The sequence below is a fragment of the Paenibacillus sp. S33 genome, assembly GCF_053615415.1.
The window spans coordinates 1,370,527-1,385,631 of record NZ_JBSIEZ010000001.1; the positions used below are offsets into that span (position 1 = coordinate 1,370,527).

Annotated in this window: 14 protein-coding genes; 11 read left to right on the forward strand and 3 right to left on the reverse strand. The window is 47.8% G+C overall.

Going from position 1 to position 15,105, the window contains the following annotated elements; genetic code table 11:
- The first annotated feature begins 272 nt into the window (after positions 1 to 272).
- The 9 genes from ACWGXJ_RS06365 (at position 273) to ACWGXJ_RS06405 (ending at position 9,671) form a co-directional block, all read left to right on the forward strand.
- On the forward strand, positions 273 to 1,505 hold the full coding sequence (locus tag ACWGXJ_RS06365; protein WP_452567874.1) for a glycosyltransferase family 4 protein: 1,233 nt from the start codon (positions 273 to 275) through the stop codon (positions 1,503 to 1,505).
- Positions 1,502 to 2,743, forward strand: coding sequence for a glycosyltransferase family 4 protein (locus ACWGXJ_RS06370; RefSeq protein ID WP_452566416.1), 1,242 nt, complete (start codon positions 1,502 to 1,504; stop codon positions 2,741 to 2,743). The genes ACWGXJ_RS06365 and ACWGXJ_RS06370 overlap by 4 nt, the downstream gene beginning before the upstream one ends.
- Positions 2,721 to 3,530, forward strand: a complete 810-nt coding sequence (locus tag ACWGXJ_RS06375) for a WecB/TagA/CpsF family glycosyltransferase (RefSeq protein ID WP_452566417.1) — start codon at positions 2,721 to 2,723, stop codon at positions 3,528 to 3,530. The genes ACWGXJ_RS06370 and ACWGXJ_RS06375 overlap by 23 nt, the downstream gene beginning before the upstream one ends.
- Positions 3,531 to 3,581: 51 nt before the next feature.
- Complete coding sequence (locus ACWGXJ_RS06380) at positions 3,582 to 4,922, forward strand: UDP-glucose dehydrogenase family protein (protein ID WP_452566418.1); 1,341 nt, start codon at positions 3,582 to 3,584, stop codon at positions 4,920 to 4,922.
- 14 nt (positions 4,923 to 4,936) lie between these two features.
- The gene (locus tag ACWGXJ_RS06385) at positions 4,937 to 5,914 is read left to right on the forward strand and encodes an LCP family glycopolymer transferase (RefSeq protein ID WP_452566419.1); all 978 of its coding nucleotides are present in this window, start codon (positions 4,937 to 4,939) and stop codon (positions 5,912 to 5,914) included.
- Positions 5,915 to 6,046: 132 nt separating this feature from the next.
- A complete protein-coding gene (locus ACWGXJ_RS06390; protein WP_061830260.1) occupies positions 6,047 to 6,538 on the forward strand; it encodes a hypothetical protein in 492 nt (163 codons plus the stop codon).
- 109 nt (positions 6,539 to 6,647) lie between these two features.
- Complete coding sequence (locus ACWGXJ_RS06395; protein WP_069291337.1) at positions 6,648 to 7,568, forward strand: ABC transporter ATP-binding protein; 921 nt, start codon at positions 6,648 to 6,650, stop codon at positions 7,566 to 7,568.
- The gene (locus tag ACWGXJ_RS06400) at positions 7,561 to 8,343 is read left to right on the forward strand and encodes an ABC transporter permease (protein WP_061830258.1); all 783 of its coding nucleotides are present in this window, start codon (positions 7,561 to 7,563) and stop codon (positions 8,341 to 8,343) included. Before ACWGXJ_RS06395 ends, ACWGXJ_RS06400 begins: the two co-directional genes overlap by 8 nt.
- Before the next feature lie 242 nt (positions 8,344 to 8,585).
- Positions 8,586 to 9,671 carry an AI-2E family transporter gene (locus tag ACWGXJ_RS06405; RefSeq protein WP_061830257.1) on the forward strand — a complete coding sequence of 362 codons (1,086 nt, stop codon included), beginning with the start codon at positions 8,586 to 8,588 and terminating at the stop codon, positions 9,669 to 9,671.
- A 43-nt stretch (positions 9,672 to 9,714) separates the two neighbouring features.
- On the opposite strand, the gene ACWGXJ_RS06410 is transcribed toward ACWGXJ_RS06405, so the two are convergent.
- Both ACWGXJ_RS06410 and ACWGXJ_RS06415 read right to left on the reverse strand, forming a co-directional pair.
- Positions 9,715 to 10,176: a bactofilin family protein gene (locus tag ACWGXJ_RS06410; protein ID WP_061830256.1), complete on the reverse strand. Its 462-nt coding sequence runs from the start codon at positions 10,174 to 10,176 to the stop codon at positions 9,715 to 9,717.
- 44 nt (positions 10,177 to 10,220) lie between these two features.
- Positions 10,221 to 11,252 (reverse strand): M23 family metallopeptidase, encoded by a 1,032-nt coding sequence (locus ACWGXJ_RS06415; protein ID WP_023987449.1) that lies wholly within the window; start codon positions 11,250 to 11,252, stop codon positions 10,221 to 10,223.
- 146 nt (positions 11,253 to 11,398) lie between these two features.
- Between ACWGXJ_RS06415 and cls the strand changes: the two genes are divergently transcribed.
- Both cls and ACWGXJ_RS06425 read left to right on the forward strand, forming a co-directional pair.
- Positions 11,399 to 12,829, forward strand: coding sequence for a cardiolipin synthase (gene cls, locus ACWGXJ_RS06420; protein ID WP_061830255.1), 1,431 nt, complete (start codon positions 11,399 to 11,401; stop codon positions 12,827 to 12,829).
- 195 nt (positions 12,830 to 13,024) lie between these two features.
- Entirely contained in the window at positions 13,025 to 13,969 is a 945-nt protein-coding gene (locus ACWGXJ_RS06425; protein ID WP_081276708.1) for a YitT family protein, read from the forward strand.
- 69 nt (positions 13,970 to 14,038) lie between these two features.
- Here ACWGXJ_RS06425 and ligD read toward each other — a convergent pair whose 3' ends face one another.
- Positions 14,039 to 14,941 carry a non-homologous end-joining DNA ligase gene (gene ligD, locus ACWGXJ_RS06430; RefSeq protein WP_061830254.1) on the reverse strand — a complete coding sequence of 301 codons (903 nt, stop codon included), beginning with the start codon at positions 14,939 to 14,941 and terminating at the stop codon, positions 14,039 to 14,041.
- Positions 14,942 to 15,105: the final 164 nt, after the last annotated feature.

Sequence of the window (15,105 nt, forward strand, 5' to 3'; positions counted from 1 at the left end):
CGTATCCGCGCAGCGGGGGGCACTTCATGCCCAGCATTCCTTTTTTGAAATGGGGTGACTTTATGGACCCGGCGGTCAGTAGCGGAGCCGTCCATTTGAATCTGAAGAAGCGCTAGCGTTCGCCTTTGCAGTGGGATTCTTACCTCGGAATGTTTTATATATCCAGGAATCCCACTGCAACAGCGATCGGAAGATCAAATGGAACGCGCAGCGTTCTCTGAACCCTCCATGCTCCATAACTCACCCAATATGAAATGGCAGGAGCCCTGATGATGATTCAAAAAATATTGTATCTCCGCAATTTTGCCAGCAAAGTGAACGGGGACTCATACAATTTACAGGAAGTCGGTTTGGGCAAAGCACTCGTTCGAAAAGGCTATGATTGCGATATTGTTTACTACAACGATCGTAAAGAAACCCATCTGGAACAGGTCTACCGTCACGAAGGATGCACCTTGCGTATTATCTGGCTCCACGGGTTTAAGTTCTTAAGCAACAGCATCTACAGAGATGTTCTCAAAGATTCTTTTCTGGATGCCTATGGTCTGGTCATTACTACAGAATACAACCAGATCATGACCTATCTGCTTTCTCGCAAATGTCCTGATAAGCTGGCGTTGTATCACGGCCCATACCGAGATAACACGCACGCGCTGATCCGCAAACTATACGATATTATGCTGCTGCCGAAGGTAGCAAAATCTCTACGCCATACCTATGTCAAATCCGATCTTGCCAAGCGCTATTTGGAGAATAAAGGTTTTGACAACGTGGTTACGATTGGGGTCGGACTGGATCGCAGTAAAGTAGAGAGAGCATTCGATAGTGGCACCAGTAACAACAGTGAAGACATAAGCGGAGAACGTGAGGAAAACCGTGAGGTCGCGAATGAGCTGCGTCGAATCGGAGATCGTCCGGTGCTACTGTATGTTGGTGTATTGGAGGAACGGAGAAATATACGTTTTATGCTGACTACGTTCAAAAGGGTACTCCAAAAGTATCCTAGCTGCCTTTTGTTAATGGTCGGGGATGGACGGAAGGCGGACACAGACCGCTATTGGACATATGCTCATGAACTGGGAATAATGGACAGTATTATTCATTTTTCAAGAGTGGAGCAACGTCATCTGTGGCAGGTTTACGGAGCGGCGGATGTGATGCTGTTTCCGACCCAATACGATATTTTCGGTATGGTGCTGCTGGAAAGCATGCTGTTTCGCGTCCCGATTATCTCTTCGGTAAACGGGGGCTCGGTTACCTTGATTGAGGACGGAGTGAGCGGAGTGATGCTGAGAAGCTTTTCAGAAGAGGAATGGTCTGGTCGAATAGGCGATTTGCTGGATAATGCTGAGCTGAGACGAAGTATGGCGGAGAAGGCCTTCCTTACGGTCGAGCGTATGTCGTGGGATCGCATTGCGGATGAAATAGTAAGCCATCAAGGGATCAAACCTACAAGTTCGAACCACGCTATGCAATCAACGCAGGAAAGAGGGGCAACCACGTGAGCCAACAGGCCAGCAGACAGATGAGCCCTTCTGTGAGCAAGGTGCTGATCATCCATAACTTTTATCAGCAAAGCGGGGGAGAAGACAAGGTTGTCGAGCAAGAATCAGCTATGCTGCGTTCCAGAGGAATAGAGACAGAGCATTACTATGTGCACAACGACAGCATTCAAAGCAGAGGGCTAGCGAACATGGCAAAGCTGGCGGTAGAGGCGGCATGGTCCCTGCCGGAATTTAAAAGAATCAAGAAGCTGCTTTTACAGGTGAAGCCGGATGTGGTACATGTGCATAATTTTTTCCCGGTTATATCCCCTTCGGTCTATCATGCTTGTGAACGGCTGGGGATTCCGGTTGTCCAGACACTGCATAATTACAGGCTGATTTGTCCGGCGGCAACCTTTATGCGAGGGAATAAGGTTTGTGAAAAATGTCTGCACGGCACGCTGCTGCATTCCATCCGTCATGGATGCTATCGAGGTTCACAGCTTCAGACGATTCCGGTAGCGGCGATGATTAAGTTCAACGATCTGATCGGCACATGGCAGCACAAGGTAAGTCGCTATATTGCGCTGACGGAATTTGCACGGGACAAATTTGCCGAAAGCGGTATTCCACTGGATCGTATCGCGGTAAAGCCGAATTTTGTCCATCATAAAACAGTGAAAACCCAATATGACCCGAATGATCGTTATTTATTGTTCGTGGGGCGGATTTCAGCTGAAAAAGGGGTTCGCAATCTGCTGCAAGCTTGGTCACAGTTGGAAGATCGGGGGGGACTGAGACTGGTCATCATTGGGGATGGTCCGGAAAAGGCTGAATTGACCGCTGCTTATCCGCAGGAAGATGTTCGGTTTCTCGGTAAGCAGGATGGAGACACGGTACTGGATTGCATGAGCCGGGCCATGTATGTCATGGTGCCTTCCATTTGGTATGAAGGATTTCCCATGACCATTGTAGAGTCTTTTTCTGTTGGAACTCCGGTATTATGCAGCCGGCTCGGTGCACTGGAGGAAGTCGTGGAGGACGGGGTGACGGGTTTCCATTTTCAACATGATGATTTGGAAAATATAAAGACTGTGATTCGCTGTGCAGTCGCTTATGAAAACTATGCAGCTATGAGACAGAAGGTGTCGGAAAACTACGATGCACGCTATACGGAAGAAGTGAATGTGAAGCAGCTGATGGCGATATATAGCGAGGCGATGGAGGAGCGTGATTATGAAGCAGCTGCCCCAATATAGAGTCGGAAGGATTGCGGATGCAGATATTGCAGCACTTACGTTTCAGGAGACGGTACACATGCTGGAACAATGGGCAGTCGAACGAAAGGACGGCTATGTTTGTATTTGCAACACGCATTCCATTGTCACAGCCGGGAATCATTCTGAGTTCCACGAAGCGCTCACTCAAGCCGATTTGTGTACTCCGGACGGTATGCCGTTGGTATGGGCGCTTAAGCTGTACGGATTTGAGCGTCAGGATCGGGTAGATGGTCCCAGTCTGATGCTCAAGTTGTGCGAACGTGCGCCACAGACGAAGGTAAGTATATATTTTTACGGCAGTACGCCGGATACGCTGGATAGCTTAAAAGAAAGAGTAGAACAGGATTACCCTGGAATCCGCATCGCGGGCAGCTTTTCACCACCCTTTCGTGAGCTTCACCCAGATGAGGAGGAGCGGATCATTGATGAAATCAATGCGTCCGGCGCGCATATCATATTCGTCAGCTTAGGCTGTCCGAAGCAGGAAATATGGATGCATCGAAACAAAGCCCGCATTCATGGCGTGATGATTGGAGTAGGGGCGGCCTTTGACTATATCACTGGAAAGGTTCGTAGACCGCCACTAGCGATACAAAAGCTGGGGCTGGAGTGGCTGTACCGTCTGATCTGTGAACCGAAGCGATTATGGAAGAGGTATGCCTATAACAATCCGATGTATGTATACCGTTTTCTAAAATCTTATCGGCAAAACAAACGGCTTACGCTTTATCATAATCGGCTTGCAGGAAGAGATATAGAGAAGTGAAGTCGGTAAAAGCAGGTTGCAATGAGACAGCATGTAAAAGGGGGAGTTGCTTTGAAGTTATGTGTAATTGGTGCAGGGTATGTCGGGCTGGTGTCGGGGGTCTGTTTTGCCGCACTCGGAAATACCGTCGTCTGTGTAGATCAGAATGAGGATAAAATTCATCAGCTGCGTGCAGGTGGGGTGCCGATTTATGAACCGGGATTAAAGGCTCTAATTAAAGATAATGTAGAACAAGGCCGACTAAGCTTTACAACAGATACGGCTGCTTCGGTGGAAGCAGCCGAAATTGTTATTTTGGCGGTCGGCACGCCTTCGCTGCCAGGCGGAGAAGCGAACCTGTCCTATATTGAAGAAGCCGCCTGCGAGGTGGCAGACGCCATGAATGGCTACAAAATAATTGTCACCAAAAGCACGGTGCCTGTCGGAACGAACGAACGTATTCAAAATTGGATTGCGAGCCGCACAAACTATCCGTTTGGTGTGGCTTCGGTTCCTGAATTTTTACGTGAAGGTTCAGCAGTCATAGACACCCTACAGCCAGATCGAATTATCATCGGAGCTTCCGATCCGCATGTGTCCGCTGTGCTGACTACACTGCACGAGCCGTTGACGACAAATATCGTAACCACGGATATCCGTTCGGCGGAGATGATCAAGTACGCGTCGAATGCTTTTTTGGCGACCAAAATTTCGTTTATTAATGAGATTGCAAATATTTGCGAAAAGGTGGGCGCAGACGTTACACGCGTGGCACACGGTATGGGACTGGATCAGCGGATCGGTTCCTCCTTTTTGTCTGCTGGTATCGGCTATGGGGGTTCCTGTTTTCCCAAGGATACACAAGCTCTGATCCAAATTGCAGGTAACGTGGACTATGAATTCAAGCTGCTGAAATCTGTGGTGGAAGTGAATCAGGGGCAACGTTTTAACGTGATTCGTAAACTGAAAGAGGCGCTGGGTGATCTGGAGGGAGCTACGATTGGTATATGGGGACTGGCCTTTAAACCGAATACAGATGACGTAAGAGATGCCCCGGCGCTGGATATCATGCAGTCGCTGCTGGAGGCAGGGGCGCAAATTCGTGCGTATGACCCGATCGCTACCGCTAACTTCCGCAGACTGCTGGACAGCTCGGAAGTAACGTGGGCAGATAGCGCACGAGAAGCGGCAGAGGGATGTGACGCACTGTGTCTATTGACGGAATGGGAAGAGTTTGGTGATATCGGGTTGGGTGAGCTGAATGAGCTTATGAAGTATCCAATTATGATTGACGGACGCAATGTGTACAGCGAAGAGCAGATCAGACAATCCGCCTTTGCATACTATTCTGTCGGCAGGCCACAGATGAACAATCTGGATGTAGATCGTCATCAGTCTGTAGTGAATCCGTAAAGGGGAGGCTGCGTATGAAACGATGGCTGAAGGTGACATTGGGGGCTGCGGCGTTATTGGTCGTAGGGGCTACTGCCTACACCGCTTATGTGTATCATTCCTTTAAAACAGCGGCGAATGCGATGTATCATCCGCGCAGCATCGTGCAGCCTGGGGCGGTTTCTACCCTTGCAACGGGCGGAGCAGGGCGATCTGTAGGTACAGACACGGGATCAAGTACACCCAATCCGGCAGCCATCTCCCAGTTCAAGCCGTTCACCGTGCTGGTGCTGGGCGTAGATCGGCGGCCTCACGATCCAGGACGATCGGATACGATGATCGTTTTGTCTGTTAACCCTGCCGAAGGCTCTATGTTGATGTTCAACATTCCGCGTGATACGCGAACAGTGTTGATCGGCAAGGGGCGTGAGGACAAAATCAATCACGCTTTTGCTTTTGGGGGCGTGGATATGTCGATTCGTACGGTTGAGCATTTTTTGAACCATCCGATAGATTACTATGTGCAGATGAACATGGAAGGGTTTGCGAAAATGGTGGACCTTATGGGGGGAGTGGAGGTTCATAATCCACTTGATTTTCAATATGAGGGCCATCATTTTGCGCAGGGTAATTTGAACTTGAACGGGGCTGAGGCGTTGGCCTACGCCCGTATGCGATTCGATGATCCACGTGGGGATCTCGGAAGAAATGCCCGCCAGCGGGAGCTACTCAAGCAAATTCTGGCCCAGTCCATCAGCAAGGAAGGGCTGTTGAGGGTAAAGCCGATACTGGAAGCAGCGGGGGAGCAGATTCGCACAGACATTACCTTTGACGATATGACCACTTTCCTGACCCGGATCGGTCCGTCCCTCAAGCAGACGGATACCGTTGAACTGAAGGGACATGGGCGTAAAATTAACGGTGTATATTATTACATTGTGGAGGAGCAGGAACGCCAGCGTCTCCATGAAGTGCTGGAGAAGCACATGCTTACCACGGCCATATCGCCTTAGGTAAGCCTTATGTAGACGGGTGCCCTATTTGGGAGGTCACCCGTTATTTTCTTCTAAAGACTTCTAAACAAGGCTTGTCCCACATACATCTGTAGAGAATTCGGTATAGTCCAACAGAGGGAGGGGCAATGTGTGCTGTTTAGAAGGAGAGCGGCTTCGGCGTTCGTCCGTAAGCTATTATATTTTGCCATCATATGTGGATTGTTATGGCTGCTGTGGTTGGGTCTGCGTGGGGTGATGTCTACAGGCGAGGGCGATCAAGCGGTAGAAGCACTGAACGAGTTCTACACTATGGAGCAATCGGGAAATTTCGGAGGTTCATGGGAGTTTTTTCATTCGCAAATGAAAAAGAAATTCGAGAAATCTACGTATGTACAGCAGCGTGCGCACGTTTTTATGCAGGATATGGGGACGGATACGTTCACGTTTGAACTGGGGGAGCCGCAGGCTGAGTATGACATTCGTACCGATCCGAATGGAGAAGAGTTAGGGAAGGTTTACCGTATTACGGTCACTCAGCATTACAAGACCCGATTCGGTAATTTTGATATCGTACAGCCTTGTTATGTGACACAGGAAGATGAGAAATGGCGGGTGCTTTGGATATACAAGGACAAGGAATAGAGGTTGCGTGGTGTTTCTAAAAGGTTAAATATGGTACAATACTTCCAAAACCGGAAATGTACAGTAAAATGGATAACAGCTTCACTCCGGATGGAAGGAGTTTCATAGTATGCAGCAAGCGACAGGACAGGTTCCCGTCATACGTATGGAGGGTGTGAGTAAAATCATTTCCTCAAAAGCGATCGTGGATGATCTGACGCTGGAGGTTCCAGCGGGCCAGGTATTTGGTTTCCTCGGACCCAATGGTGCGGGAAAAACGACTACCATCCGTATGATGGTTGGCCTGATTTCGATCAGCAAGGGCGATATTCATATTTGTGGAGACAGCATTAATACCGATTTTGAGAAGGCCGTTTCCCATGTCGGCGCGATTGTTGAGAACCCGGAGATGTACAAGTTTTTGACAGGCTATCAAAATTTGCAGCATTTTGCGCGAATGTCTCCTGGGGTGACCCAAGAGCGCGTGGATGAAGCGATTCGTTTGGTGGGACTCGGAAACCGAATTCATGACAAAGTAAAAACCTACTCGCTCGGGATGCGGCAGCGACTTGGGGTAGCTCAGGCGATTTTGCATCGACCGAAGCTGCTCGTGCTGGACGAGCCGACCAACGGCTTGGACCCGCAGGGTATTCGAGAACTGCGGGATTATTTGCGTCAATTGACCCGTACGGAAGGAATTACCGTGTTCGTATCAAGCCATTTGTTGTCCGAGATGGAGCTGATGTGCGACCGTGTAGCCATTATTCAGAGCGGACGGCTGGTTGATATCAAGCAGCTGAAGAATACAGGGGAGGAAGTGCAGACGGCAGAAATTGCTTTTGAGGTAAATGATGCCGAGCAAGCTTATGCGCTTGCTGGAGCAGGGCGCGTCGAAGGCAATCAACTGCTGCTTCACTTGGAGCGGGAACAGATCGCAGAGATGAACAGCCTGCTGGCTGCAAACGGAATTAAAGTATATGCGATTCGCCCGATTGCCCGTACGCTGGAAGATCAATTTTTGGAAGTGACGGGAGGCGGGTTCATTGGCTGATTTTTTCAAGTTGGTACATAACGAAAATCTGAAAATTTACCTGCGTGTGCGCACATGGATTATGCTGGGTCTGCTGGCGGTCATCACGGCTGCGATTCCGATGCTGATTTCCCTGGTTTCCGATCAGGTCAGTGTGTGGGATGGAATTGCGTTGACGACGTTGTTTACATTTTTCCTCAATACGACGTTTACGGTCATTGTAGCCGCTGATTCGGTGGCTGGTGAATTTACTTGGGGAACGATTAAGTTGTTGCTCATCCGACCTTGGACTCGCAGCAAAATATTGTTGTCCAAGTATATATCCGTGATTTTGTTCAGTTTGCTCGGAACGATCATTTTGATCTTAATGGTTACGCTGTCCTCATGGCTGATGTTATCCAAAGATGCACCAGCGGGTTCTGTTCCGCTGTTCAGTGATCCGATATCTTATGTAACGCTGAACTTCTTGTATAGCTATATCGCCTTATTCGTGACGATGGCCTTTGCATTTATGCTATCCGCAGTTTTCCGTTCCAGTGCCTTGGCGATTGGGCTGTCGTTGTTCATGATGTTCACCAAAACAGTCTATAACTCTATTGGCTTGTTCAGCACAGATCGTTATGAATGGACCAAATACGTACTATTTACACATATGGATCTGAAAAAATATCTAGATATGCCGCCGGGTACAGTAAGTTCCAGTCTAACCTTTTCGCTCACCGTGCTGGCCGCCTATTATGTGATTTTTATCGCCATTGCCTGGGTGGTTTTCGTAAAACGGGATGTTTCGACCTAAATGGAAGTGCCGTAGAGTAACACAAAGGACGTTCAAATGCCTAGCATTTGGACGTCCTTTTTATTATTTCAGGAATTTGCAAAATATTCATTTTACGCTATTTTATCCTGTATCTATGTTATTTTTGCTGCACATTCTGAGTGTAGGGGTATATTGTAATCTATTTTCAGCAACAATCAATCAATAGGGTCATTTTGCGTTTAAAGAGGTAGAGAGAACAGAACAGAGGGGGGCCGCATGATATGCTGCAAAATAATCGTTTTTTTCGTCTGACTACTGGTATTGTCATGCTATTACTCATCATTTACTTGGGTACCAAAGTAAGCTTTATATTCAGTCCTCTCGTATCTTTGGTCAGCTTGCTGGTTGTACCGTTGATGCTATCTTTTTTCCTCTATTATTTATTGAGGCCGATTGTAGATGTAATGGAACGTAGAAAAATCAAACGATCTATCTCCATCTTGCTGATTTATTTGGTCATTGGAGTGTTATTGTTTGTTTTCTCATGGGGTGTGTGGCCTACGCTGCGTGATCAGGTAACCAATTTATTTGAAAATGCGCCGAAGCTCATTAAAAGTCTGGTTGATCAATTGAGCCAATGGCGGCATAATCAATCCTTGAGACAAGTACTGCCTCCGGGTGAAGACCCGCTGTCACAACTGTCAGATACGTTGAACGAAGCTTTTTCGACACTGTCTGATTACTCGGTAAAGCTGGTATCGTTCGTGTCCTACTTTTTTATCGTATTGGCTACTTTTCCCATATTGCTCTATTACATGCTGAAGGAAGGGAGCAAGTTTGGCCCTAAAATGCTAAACTTCTTTCCTAAAAAATATCACAAAGACGCGTTGGAGGTCATGGAAGATATCGATAGCGCGCTCAGCAGCTTTATCGTGAGTCGGGTGCTGATCAATGTCGCGTTGGGTGTGATGATGTTCCTTGGATTTTTAATTATAGGTTTGCCTTATGCCTTGCTGCTCGCCGTTATTTCGATTTTTCTTAATTTTATTCCCTATGTGGGGGCAGTGGCTGCTTCTATACCTGTAGTTATTATTGGCTTTCTCGAATCACCTTCGATGGCGCTCTGGTCGCTGGTCGTGGTGATTGCTGCACAGCAAATTCAGGATAATTGGCTGTCACCTATAGTTTTTGGCAAGCAGCTGGATATTCATCCGTTGACTGTCGTTATTTTACTGTTGGTTGGTGGCGACCTGCTCGGGATTCTGGGTATCATTTTGGTGATTCCATTGTATATGTGCGGAAAAATTGTCATACGTAAGGTGTACCAATTATTTTTGGAACGCAGAGTGGAGGATATTATGGAATGAATGGAGAATGCACTGGGTTTAATGGAGTGAGTGTATATTGATTTTATCCTGCTTCGGATTGCAGATCGGCTTGGCTGTCCTCCCTGTTTTTGCTGAAACTAGATTGGGTTTCGTCGTTTGACTCATCCGTAGAAGTTGACAACTCTACATCCTTTGTTCGGTTCATTTGACTTGTGCCGTCCAGTACACCGCCTTCAGATATGACCAATGCAGCGGTCGCCGTATTTCCGTACAGTTCACCTGTCGGCGTAATGGTCAGTCGTCCTTCTGTAGTAATGCTGCCGAACACCTTACCGGCAAGAATGACGTCTTGTGCGATGATGTCCGAACGTACCACAGCAGATTCTCCAATGACGACAGTACGAGTGCTGCGGATATCGCCCTGAAAATGACCGTCAATCCGAATATTGGCCTCTGCCTCAACTGTACCTTCAAAGCTGGTGCCATTAGCGAGCAGTGTATCCATAGCTGGGGCGGAGAGCTTTTTTTTGGATTCCTTGAACATGATGGTTTTCCCCCAATCTTTATTGTAAGGATTTTGAAAAGTCCTCATTGTACATACAGTAATGGATCGACAGGTTGGTTATGCTTGACGATCTGAAAATGAAGATGAGGTCCCGTGCTTCTCCCGGTACTTCCTAACAGACCGATGGTCTGTCCTTTGTGGACGCGATCTCCCGGAGCCACCTGCATGCCGCTCAGGTGCATATACCAGCTCTGGAGTCCGTCAGGATGCTGGATGATGATGCACTTGCCGCGGGCTCCGCTAGAAGCAGCCTCCAAGACGGTGCCGGCTCCTGCTGCATAGACAGGATCACCGGTTTGTCCGGCAATGTCCACGCCTGAATGAAAGGCAGATCTACCCGTAAAAGGGTCGCTGCGATAGCCGAAGCTGGAGGTCATTCGCCGTGAACCAACAGGCCAAACGGAGGGATTCCCTTGTTCGGCAAGAGCCAGCCTACGGGTCTGGAGTAGCTGTGCGGCTTGTTTGCGCTCCAGATTCTGCTGTACGGCATTTGCTTGCTGAATAGAGCGGGGAACCGTACGTTCCACCGTGTCCAACAGAGATTCGATCTCCTGAAAATCATCCATTGCCTGACGGGTTAGGAGGGCAGTATTTTCATGCACTGCGATCAGTTCACCTCCAATATGGCCGGAAGCATCCCAGGAGAGCGGCGTCATGGTCTTTTTATGGTTACTTGTGGCAGATGAGTTTCCGTGTTTACGAATGAATTGCTGCATTTGTTGTTCCAGCTCTGTTACGCGCTGAAGGCGTTCACGAATATTGGTGGCTTGATTCGTCAGCTCCATGACTTCCTGCCGTAGTCGCCCAATGGCTGCATCCTTGTCCGCTACCGTGACCTCCATCTGCAAACTCTGGACAGCAAGATTCGTTTCCATTTGGGAGATAATATGGGAAGAACGGATTTGCAGCCCGATCACGAGTGTAGAGATAGACGCGATCACAAGAGTCGGGACGAGAATGACAGCGGCTGTAGAGCATTGTAGCTGCTTGGGCGGTTGCTGTGCATCCCGAATAACAAGCAGGGTCATCCGGCGATTTAGGCTTCCTTTTTTCATAATCGCTCCTTTCCGGACATCGCTCCTATAGTGCTTGGTTACTATCTATTCAGCTTAAGAGGCAAACATGTCAAAAAAATTGGAGCTTAGTATAAAACGTAGATGAGGATTTTGCAAAATCCTAAGATATATAAGGAGGCTTAGACATGCTGTGGTTGCTGTTGGTTTTAATTGTTTTTATTTTTCAGACCGGGACGATCCTGCTCTTTGAATTTCGCAAGCCGTCCAAAGCGGTAGCCTGGCTCTTTATTTTGTTTTGCTTCCCGCTCATTGGCTTTGTCGTGTACTACTTTGTTGCACAGGATTATCAGAAGCGCAAAATGGTCCGAAAAGGGGGATCGCAGCTGTTTCGTGAATTTCGCGAGCGTCTGTGGGCGCAATCCAAAGTGATTGAACATGTGGAGCAAATGCATAATCCTCATTTCAAGCATCAGGAGCGTCTGTTTAACCAGTTAATTCGCATGTCGGAAAACCCGTTGACTGGATGTAATCGCACACGTGTGCTGACGAACGGTGAAGAAACCTTCGAGGCTATGCTGACAGCGATGGAACAAGCGCAACATCATATCCATGTGGAGTTTTACATATTTCGGGCCGATGAAATCGGAAGAAAGTTTCAAGAGGTTATGATCCGCAAGGCACGTGAGGGAGTAAAGGTACGATTCGTTGTGGACGGTGTAGGAAGCTACAATTTGCCTTATTCCTTCATTCGTACCTGTAGTGAGGCGGGAGTGGAATTTCATTATTTTCTACCTCCGTTTTTCGCCACTTTGGATCGCCGGATCAACTATCGCAATCACAGGAAAATCGTGGTGGTGGACGGCATGATTGGATTTGTGGGTGGGATTAATATAGGCGACGATTATCTCGGAAAATACCCCAAAGTGGGATTTTGGAGGGATACGCATTTGCAGATTGAAGGAGATAGCGTCTATTTTCTGCAAAATGCATTTCTTAGCGACTGGAAGCTGGCCTCAGGGGAGAGATTGATGGATGTGAATTTATTTCCTCCACATACCTGCACCGGGGATGAGGAAGTACAGATTTTGAGCAGCGGTCCCGATCAGGTATGGGATACGATTCAGGAAATGTGTTTTGGTGCGCTCACGGTTGCCAAAAAGCGGATTTGGATTACGACGCCGTATTTTATTCCCGATCCGGGGATTCATGAGGCGCTCAAGCTGGCAGCAGTCAGTGGCGTAGATGTGAAAATTATTATTCCCTACCAATCTGATTCGAAGCTGGTTCATCTGGCGTCTTTATCCTATGTGCAAGAACTGTTGGAGACAGGGGTGGAGTTCTACCAATATCGAAAAGGATTTATTCACGCCAAAGTGGTGATTGTCGATGATTTACTCGGCTCGGTCGGGACCGCCAATATGGACATGCGCAGCTTTTTCTATAATTTTGAGTTGACCGCTGTAGTTTTTGCTAATTCAGCGCTGGAACGGCTTTCGGCAGATTTTGTAGAGGACATTTCCAACTCCTCACGCATTGATTTGAACGTGTTCCGTAGACGGCCTCGATCTCAGAAAACAGCTGAAATTCTAACTCGCATGCTCTCTCCACTCCTTTAAAGGCGATTTTCGACGTTTTTATCGCTATAATCCCACTTTATTGTGATTTATGTGCTCTTTGCTAACTTTTTTGCGCAAAATCGCAGTTTTATGGTATACTATTCATATAACACAAGCGCGGTAAAGGAGAGGGGACTGCGGATAGCAGCCCCTTTTTCGGTCCTATATACCATACTGTAACGGGGGGATTTATATATGAGTGTAGTGAGCAAGGAAGTCCAAAATCTGTCTGAGATCACAGATGTGACCGGAGAGTTGACCAAGATCAGCAAAATTCCAGCTAATCCGAAGAACAAAGTAAAACGCCTGTTTCAGCGTGCAGCCATGATTGTGGTTGGTGCAGCTCTGATGGCAGTGGGATTGGAAATATTTCTGGTTCCTAACGGCGTTATTGACGGAGGCGTTACAGGTATTTCCATCATGGCCTCCAAGATTACTGGCTATCCGCTCGGTATTTTCCTGACCCTGTTGAACCTTCCATTTTTACTTATCGGCTACAAACAAATCGGTAAAACCTTCGCTTTATCCACATTATTCGGTATCGTCGTTATGTCCATCGGAACCGCGTTACTTCACAATGTAAGTGCATTGACTCCTGGCGAACCGCTGCTCGGCGCTATTTTTGGGGGCGTCATTCTCGGTGTTGGGGTGGGTCTTGTGATTCGGTCCGGCGGCTCGCTGGATGGGACAGAGATCGTAGCTATTCTCGTCAGTGAAAAAACTCCTTTTTCGGTCGGTGAGATCGTACTGTTCGTTAATATCTTCATTCTGGGAAGTGCAGGTTTTGTGTTCGGTTGGCCGAATGCCCTGTATTCCATGATTGCTTATTATATCGCCATGAAAATGATTGATATTACGATTGAAGGTCTGGATCAGTCCAAATCGGTCTGGATTATTAGTGAAAAATACCGTGATATCGGGGATGCCCTGACAGACCGTCTTGGACGGGGCGTCACTTATCTGGAAGGTGAAGGCGGCTTTACGGGTGAAAGCAAGAAAGTGATTTTCGTCGTCATTACCCGACTGGAGGAAGCGAAGCTGAAGAGCATCGTTGAAGATTGGGACCCGCACGCTTTCGTTGCGATCGGTAACATTCACGATGTGAAGGGCGGACGCTTTAAGAAAAAAGGAATACACTAGCGCAAGGGGACAATTTCTCAGCCTAATGGCTGCGGGGTTCGTCCCCTTTTTTGTTCTTCCAAGCATGGATCAAGTTCGGTGTGCCTTGGTGCGCATATGCTTGAGGACGTCTTCTACGGGCTGGGGAGGAACCTTGTCGATCAAGTCGCCTACCTGGTTTAGTCGTTCCTCAATATTCAGCAAATGGTAGTCAAGTGGTGATACATCTTGCCGTACCTCTTCCCAGGTTAGCGGAGTAGAGACCGTAGCGCCGGGGCGTGCCCGCGGGGTATAAGGAGCGGCCAGAGTTTTCCCCTGATAATGCTGCAAATAATCAAAATAGATGGCTGTTCCACGGTCCTTCTTTAACCGTTCGAGTGTGAACAGATGCGGGTGCTTTTCTGTCACAAACTGCCCGACTAATAGCCCGATGCTGCGAAGTTCATCGAAGGTTATGCCTGTACGGATCGGAACGATAATTTGTACACCTGTAGCCCCGGATGTTTTGGGGACGGAATCCAAACCAAGCGAAGCCAGTACTTCACCGACAATAGAGGCGGCCTCCATAATACGTGGCTCCACCTCTCTGGATGGATCAAGGTCTATCATCCATTCACAGGGCAGCTTGCTTCCCGTTTCATGCAGAGAGGGGTGGAATTCCAACGCAGCTTGATTACCAAGCCAGAGAAGTTGTGGCAATTTGCCGAGCACGATATATTCAATACCGTCATGCAGAGCGGTTTCAATATAGTCCGGCCGAGGACGTGGGGCATTTTTTTGATAAAAAAAATCACCATGAATCCCATGTGGCCAGCGGATGACGGTCAGCAGACGATGATGGCAATATTTGAGCAGGAAGGGAGCCAATACCGCGAGCTTGCGAAGATATAGCGCCTTAGTCACGCCTGCTTCAGGCCACAGCGGTTTATCGGGGTTTGTGATAGGAATTTCCTGACCTTCAATGGTAATTGTACCTTTAACAGCTTGTCCCATAGTGCTATCCTCCTTTGGTTAATATACAGCAAAATCTTTATTTATAGGCTGATTGTTGAGCTCATAGATCTACATATGGTTTAACATGAACGTGAAGTGCTGAATTTATCCATCAAAGGGATTGACAAGATACACTATGTATCATAAATTTATAATAAAAAATA

Excerpts from the sequence above, each read along its gene's own strand:
- ACWGXJ_RS06365 (WP_452567874.1), top strand. The coding sequence starts at position 273 with ATGATTCAAAAAATATTGTATCTCCGCAATTTTGCCAGCAAAGTGAAC.
- ACWGXJ_RS06375 (WP_452566417.1), top strand. The coding sequence starts at position 2,721 with ATGAAGCAGCTGCCCCAATATAGAGTCGGAAGGATTGCGGATGCAGAT.
- ACWGXJ_RS06385 (WP_452566419.1), top strand. The coding sequence starts at position 4,937 with ATGAAACGATGGCTGAAGGTGACATTGGGGGCTGCGGCGTTATTGGTC.
- ACWGXJ_RS06395 (WP_069291337.1), top strand. The coding sequence starts at position 6,648 with ATGCAGCAAGCGACAGGACAGGTTCCCGTCATACGTATGGAGGGTGTG.
- ACWGXJ_RS06405 (WP_061830257.1), top strand. The coding sequence starts at position 8,586 with ATGCTGCAAAATAATCGTTTTTTTCGTCTGACTACTGGTATTGTCATG.
- ACWGXJ_RS06410 (WP_061830256.1), bottom strand. The coding sequence starts at position 10,176 with ATGTTCAAGGAATCCAAAAAAAAGCTCTCCGCCCCAGCTATGGATACA.
- ACWGXJ_RS06415 (WP_023987449.1), bottom strand. The coding sequence starts at position 11,252 with ATGAAAAAAGGAAGCCTAAATCGCCGGATGACCCTGCTTGTTATTCGG.
- cls (WP_061830255.1), top strand. The coding sequence starts at position 11,399 with ATGCTGTGGTTGCTGTTGGTTTTAATTGTTTTTATTTTTCAGACCGGG.
- ACWGXJ_RS06425 (WP_081276708.1), top strand. The coding sequence starts at position 13,025 with ATGAGTGTAGTGAGCAAGGAAGTCCAAAATCTGTCTGAGATCACAGAT.
- ligD (WP_061830254.1), bottom strand. The coding sequence starts at position 14,941 with ATGGGACAAGCTGTTAAAGGTACAATTACCATTGAAGGTCAGGAAATT.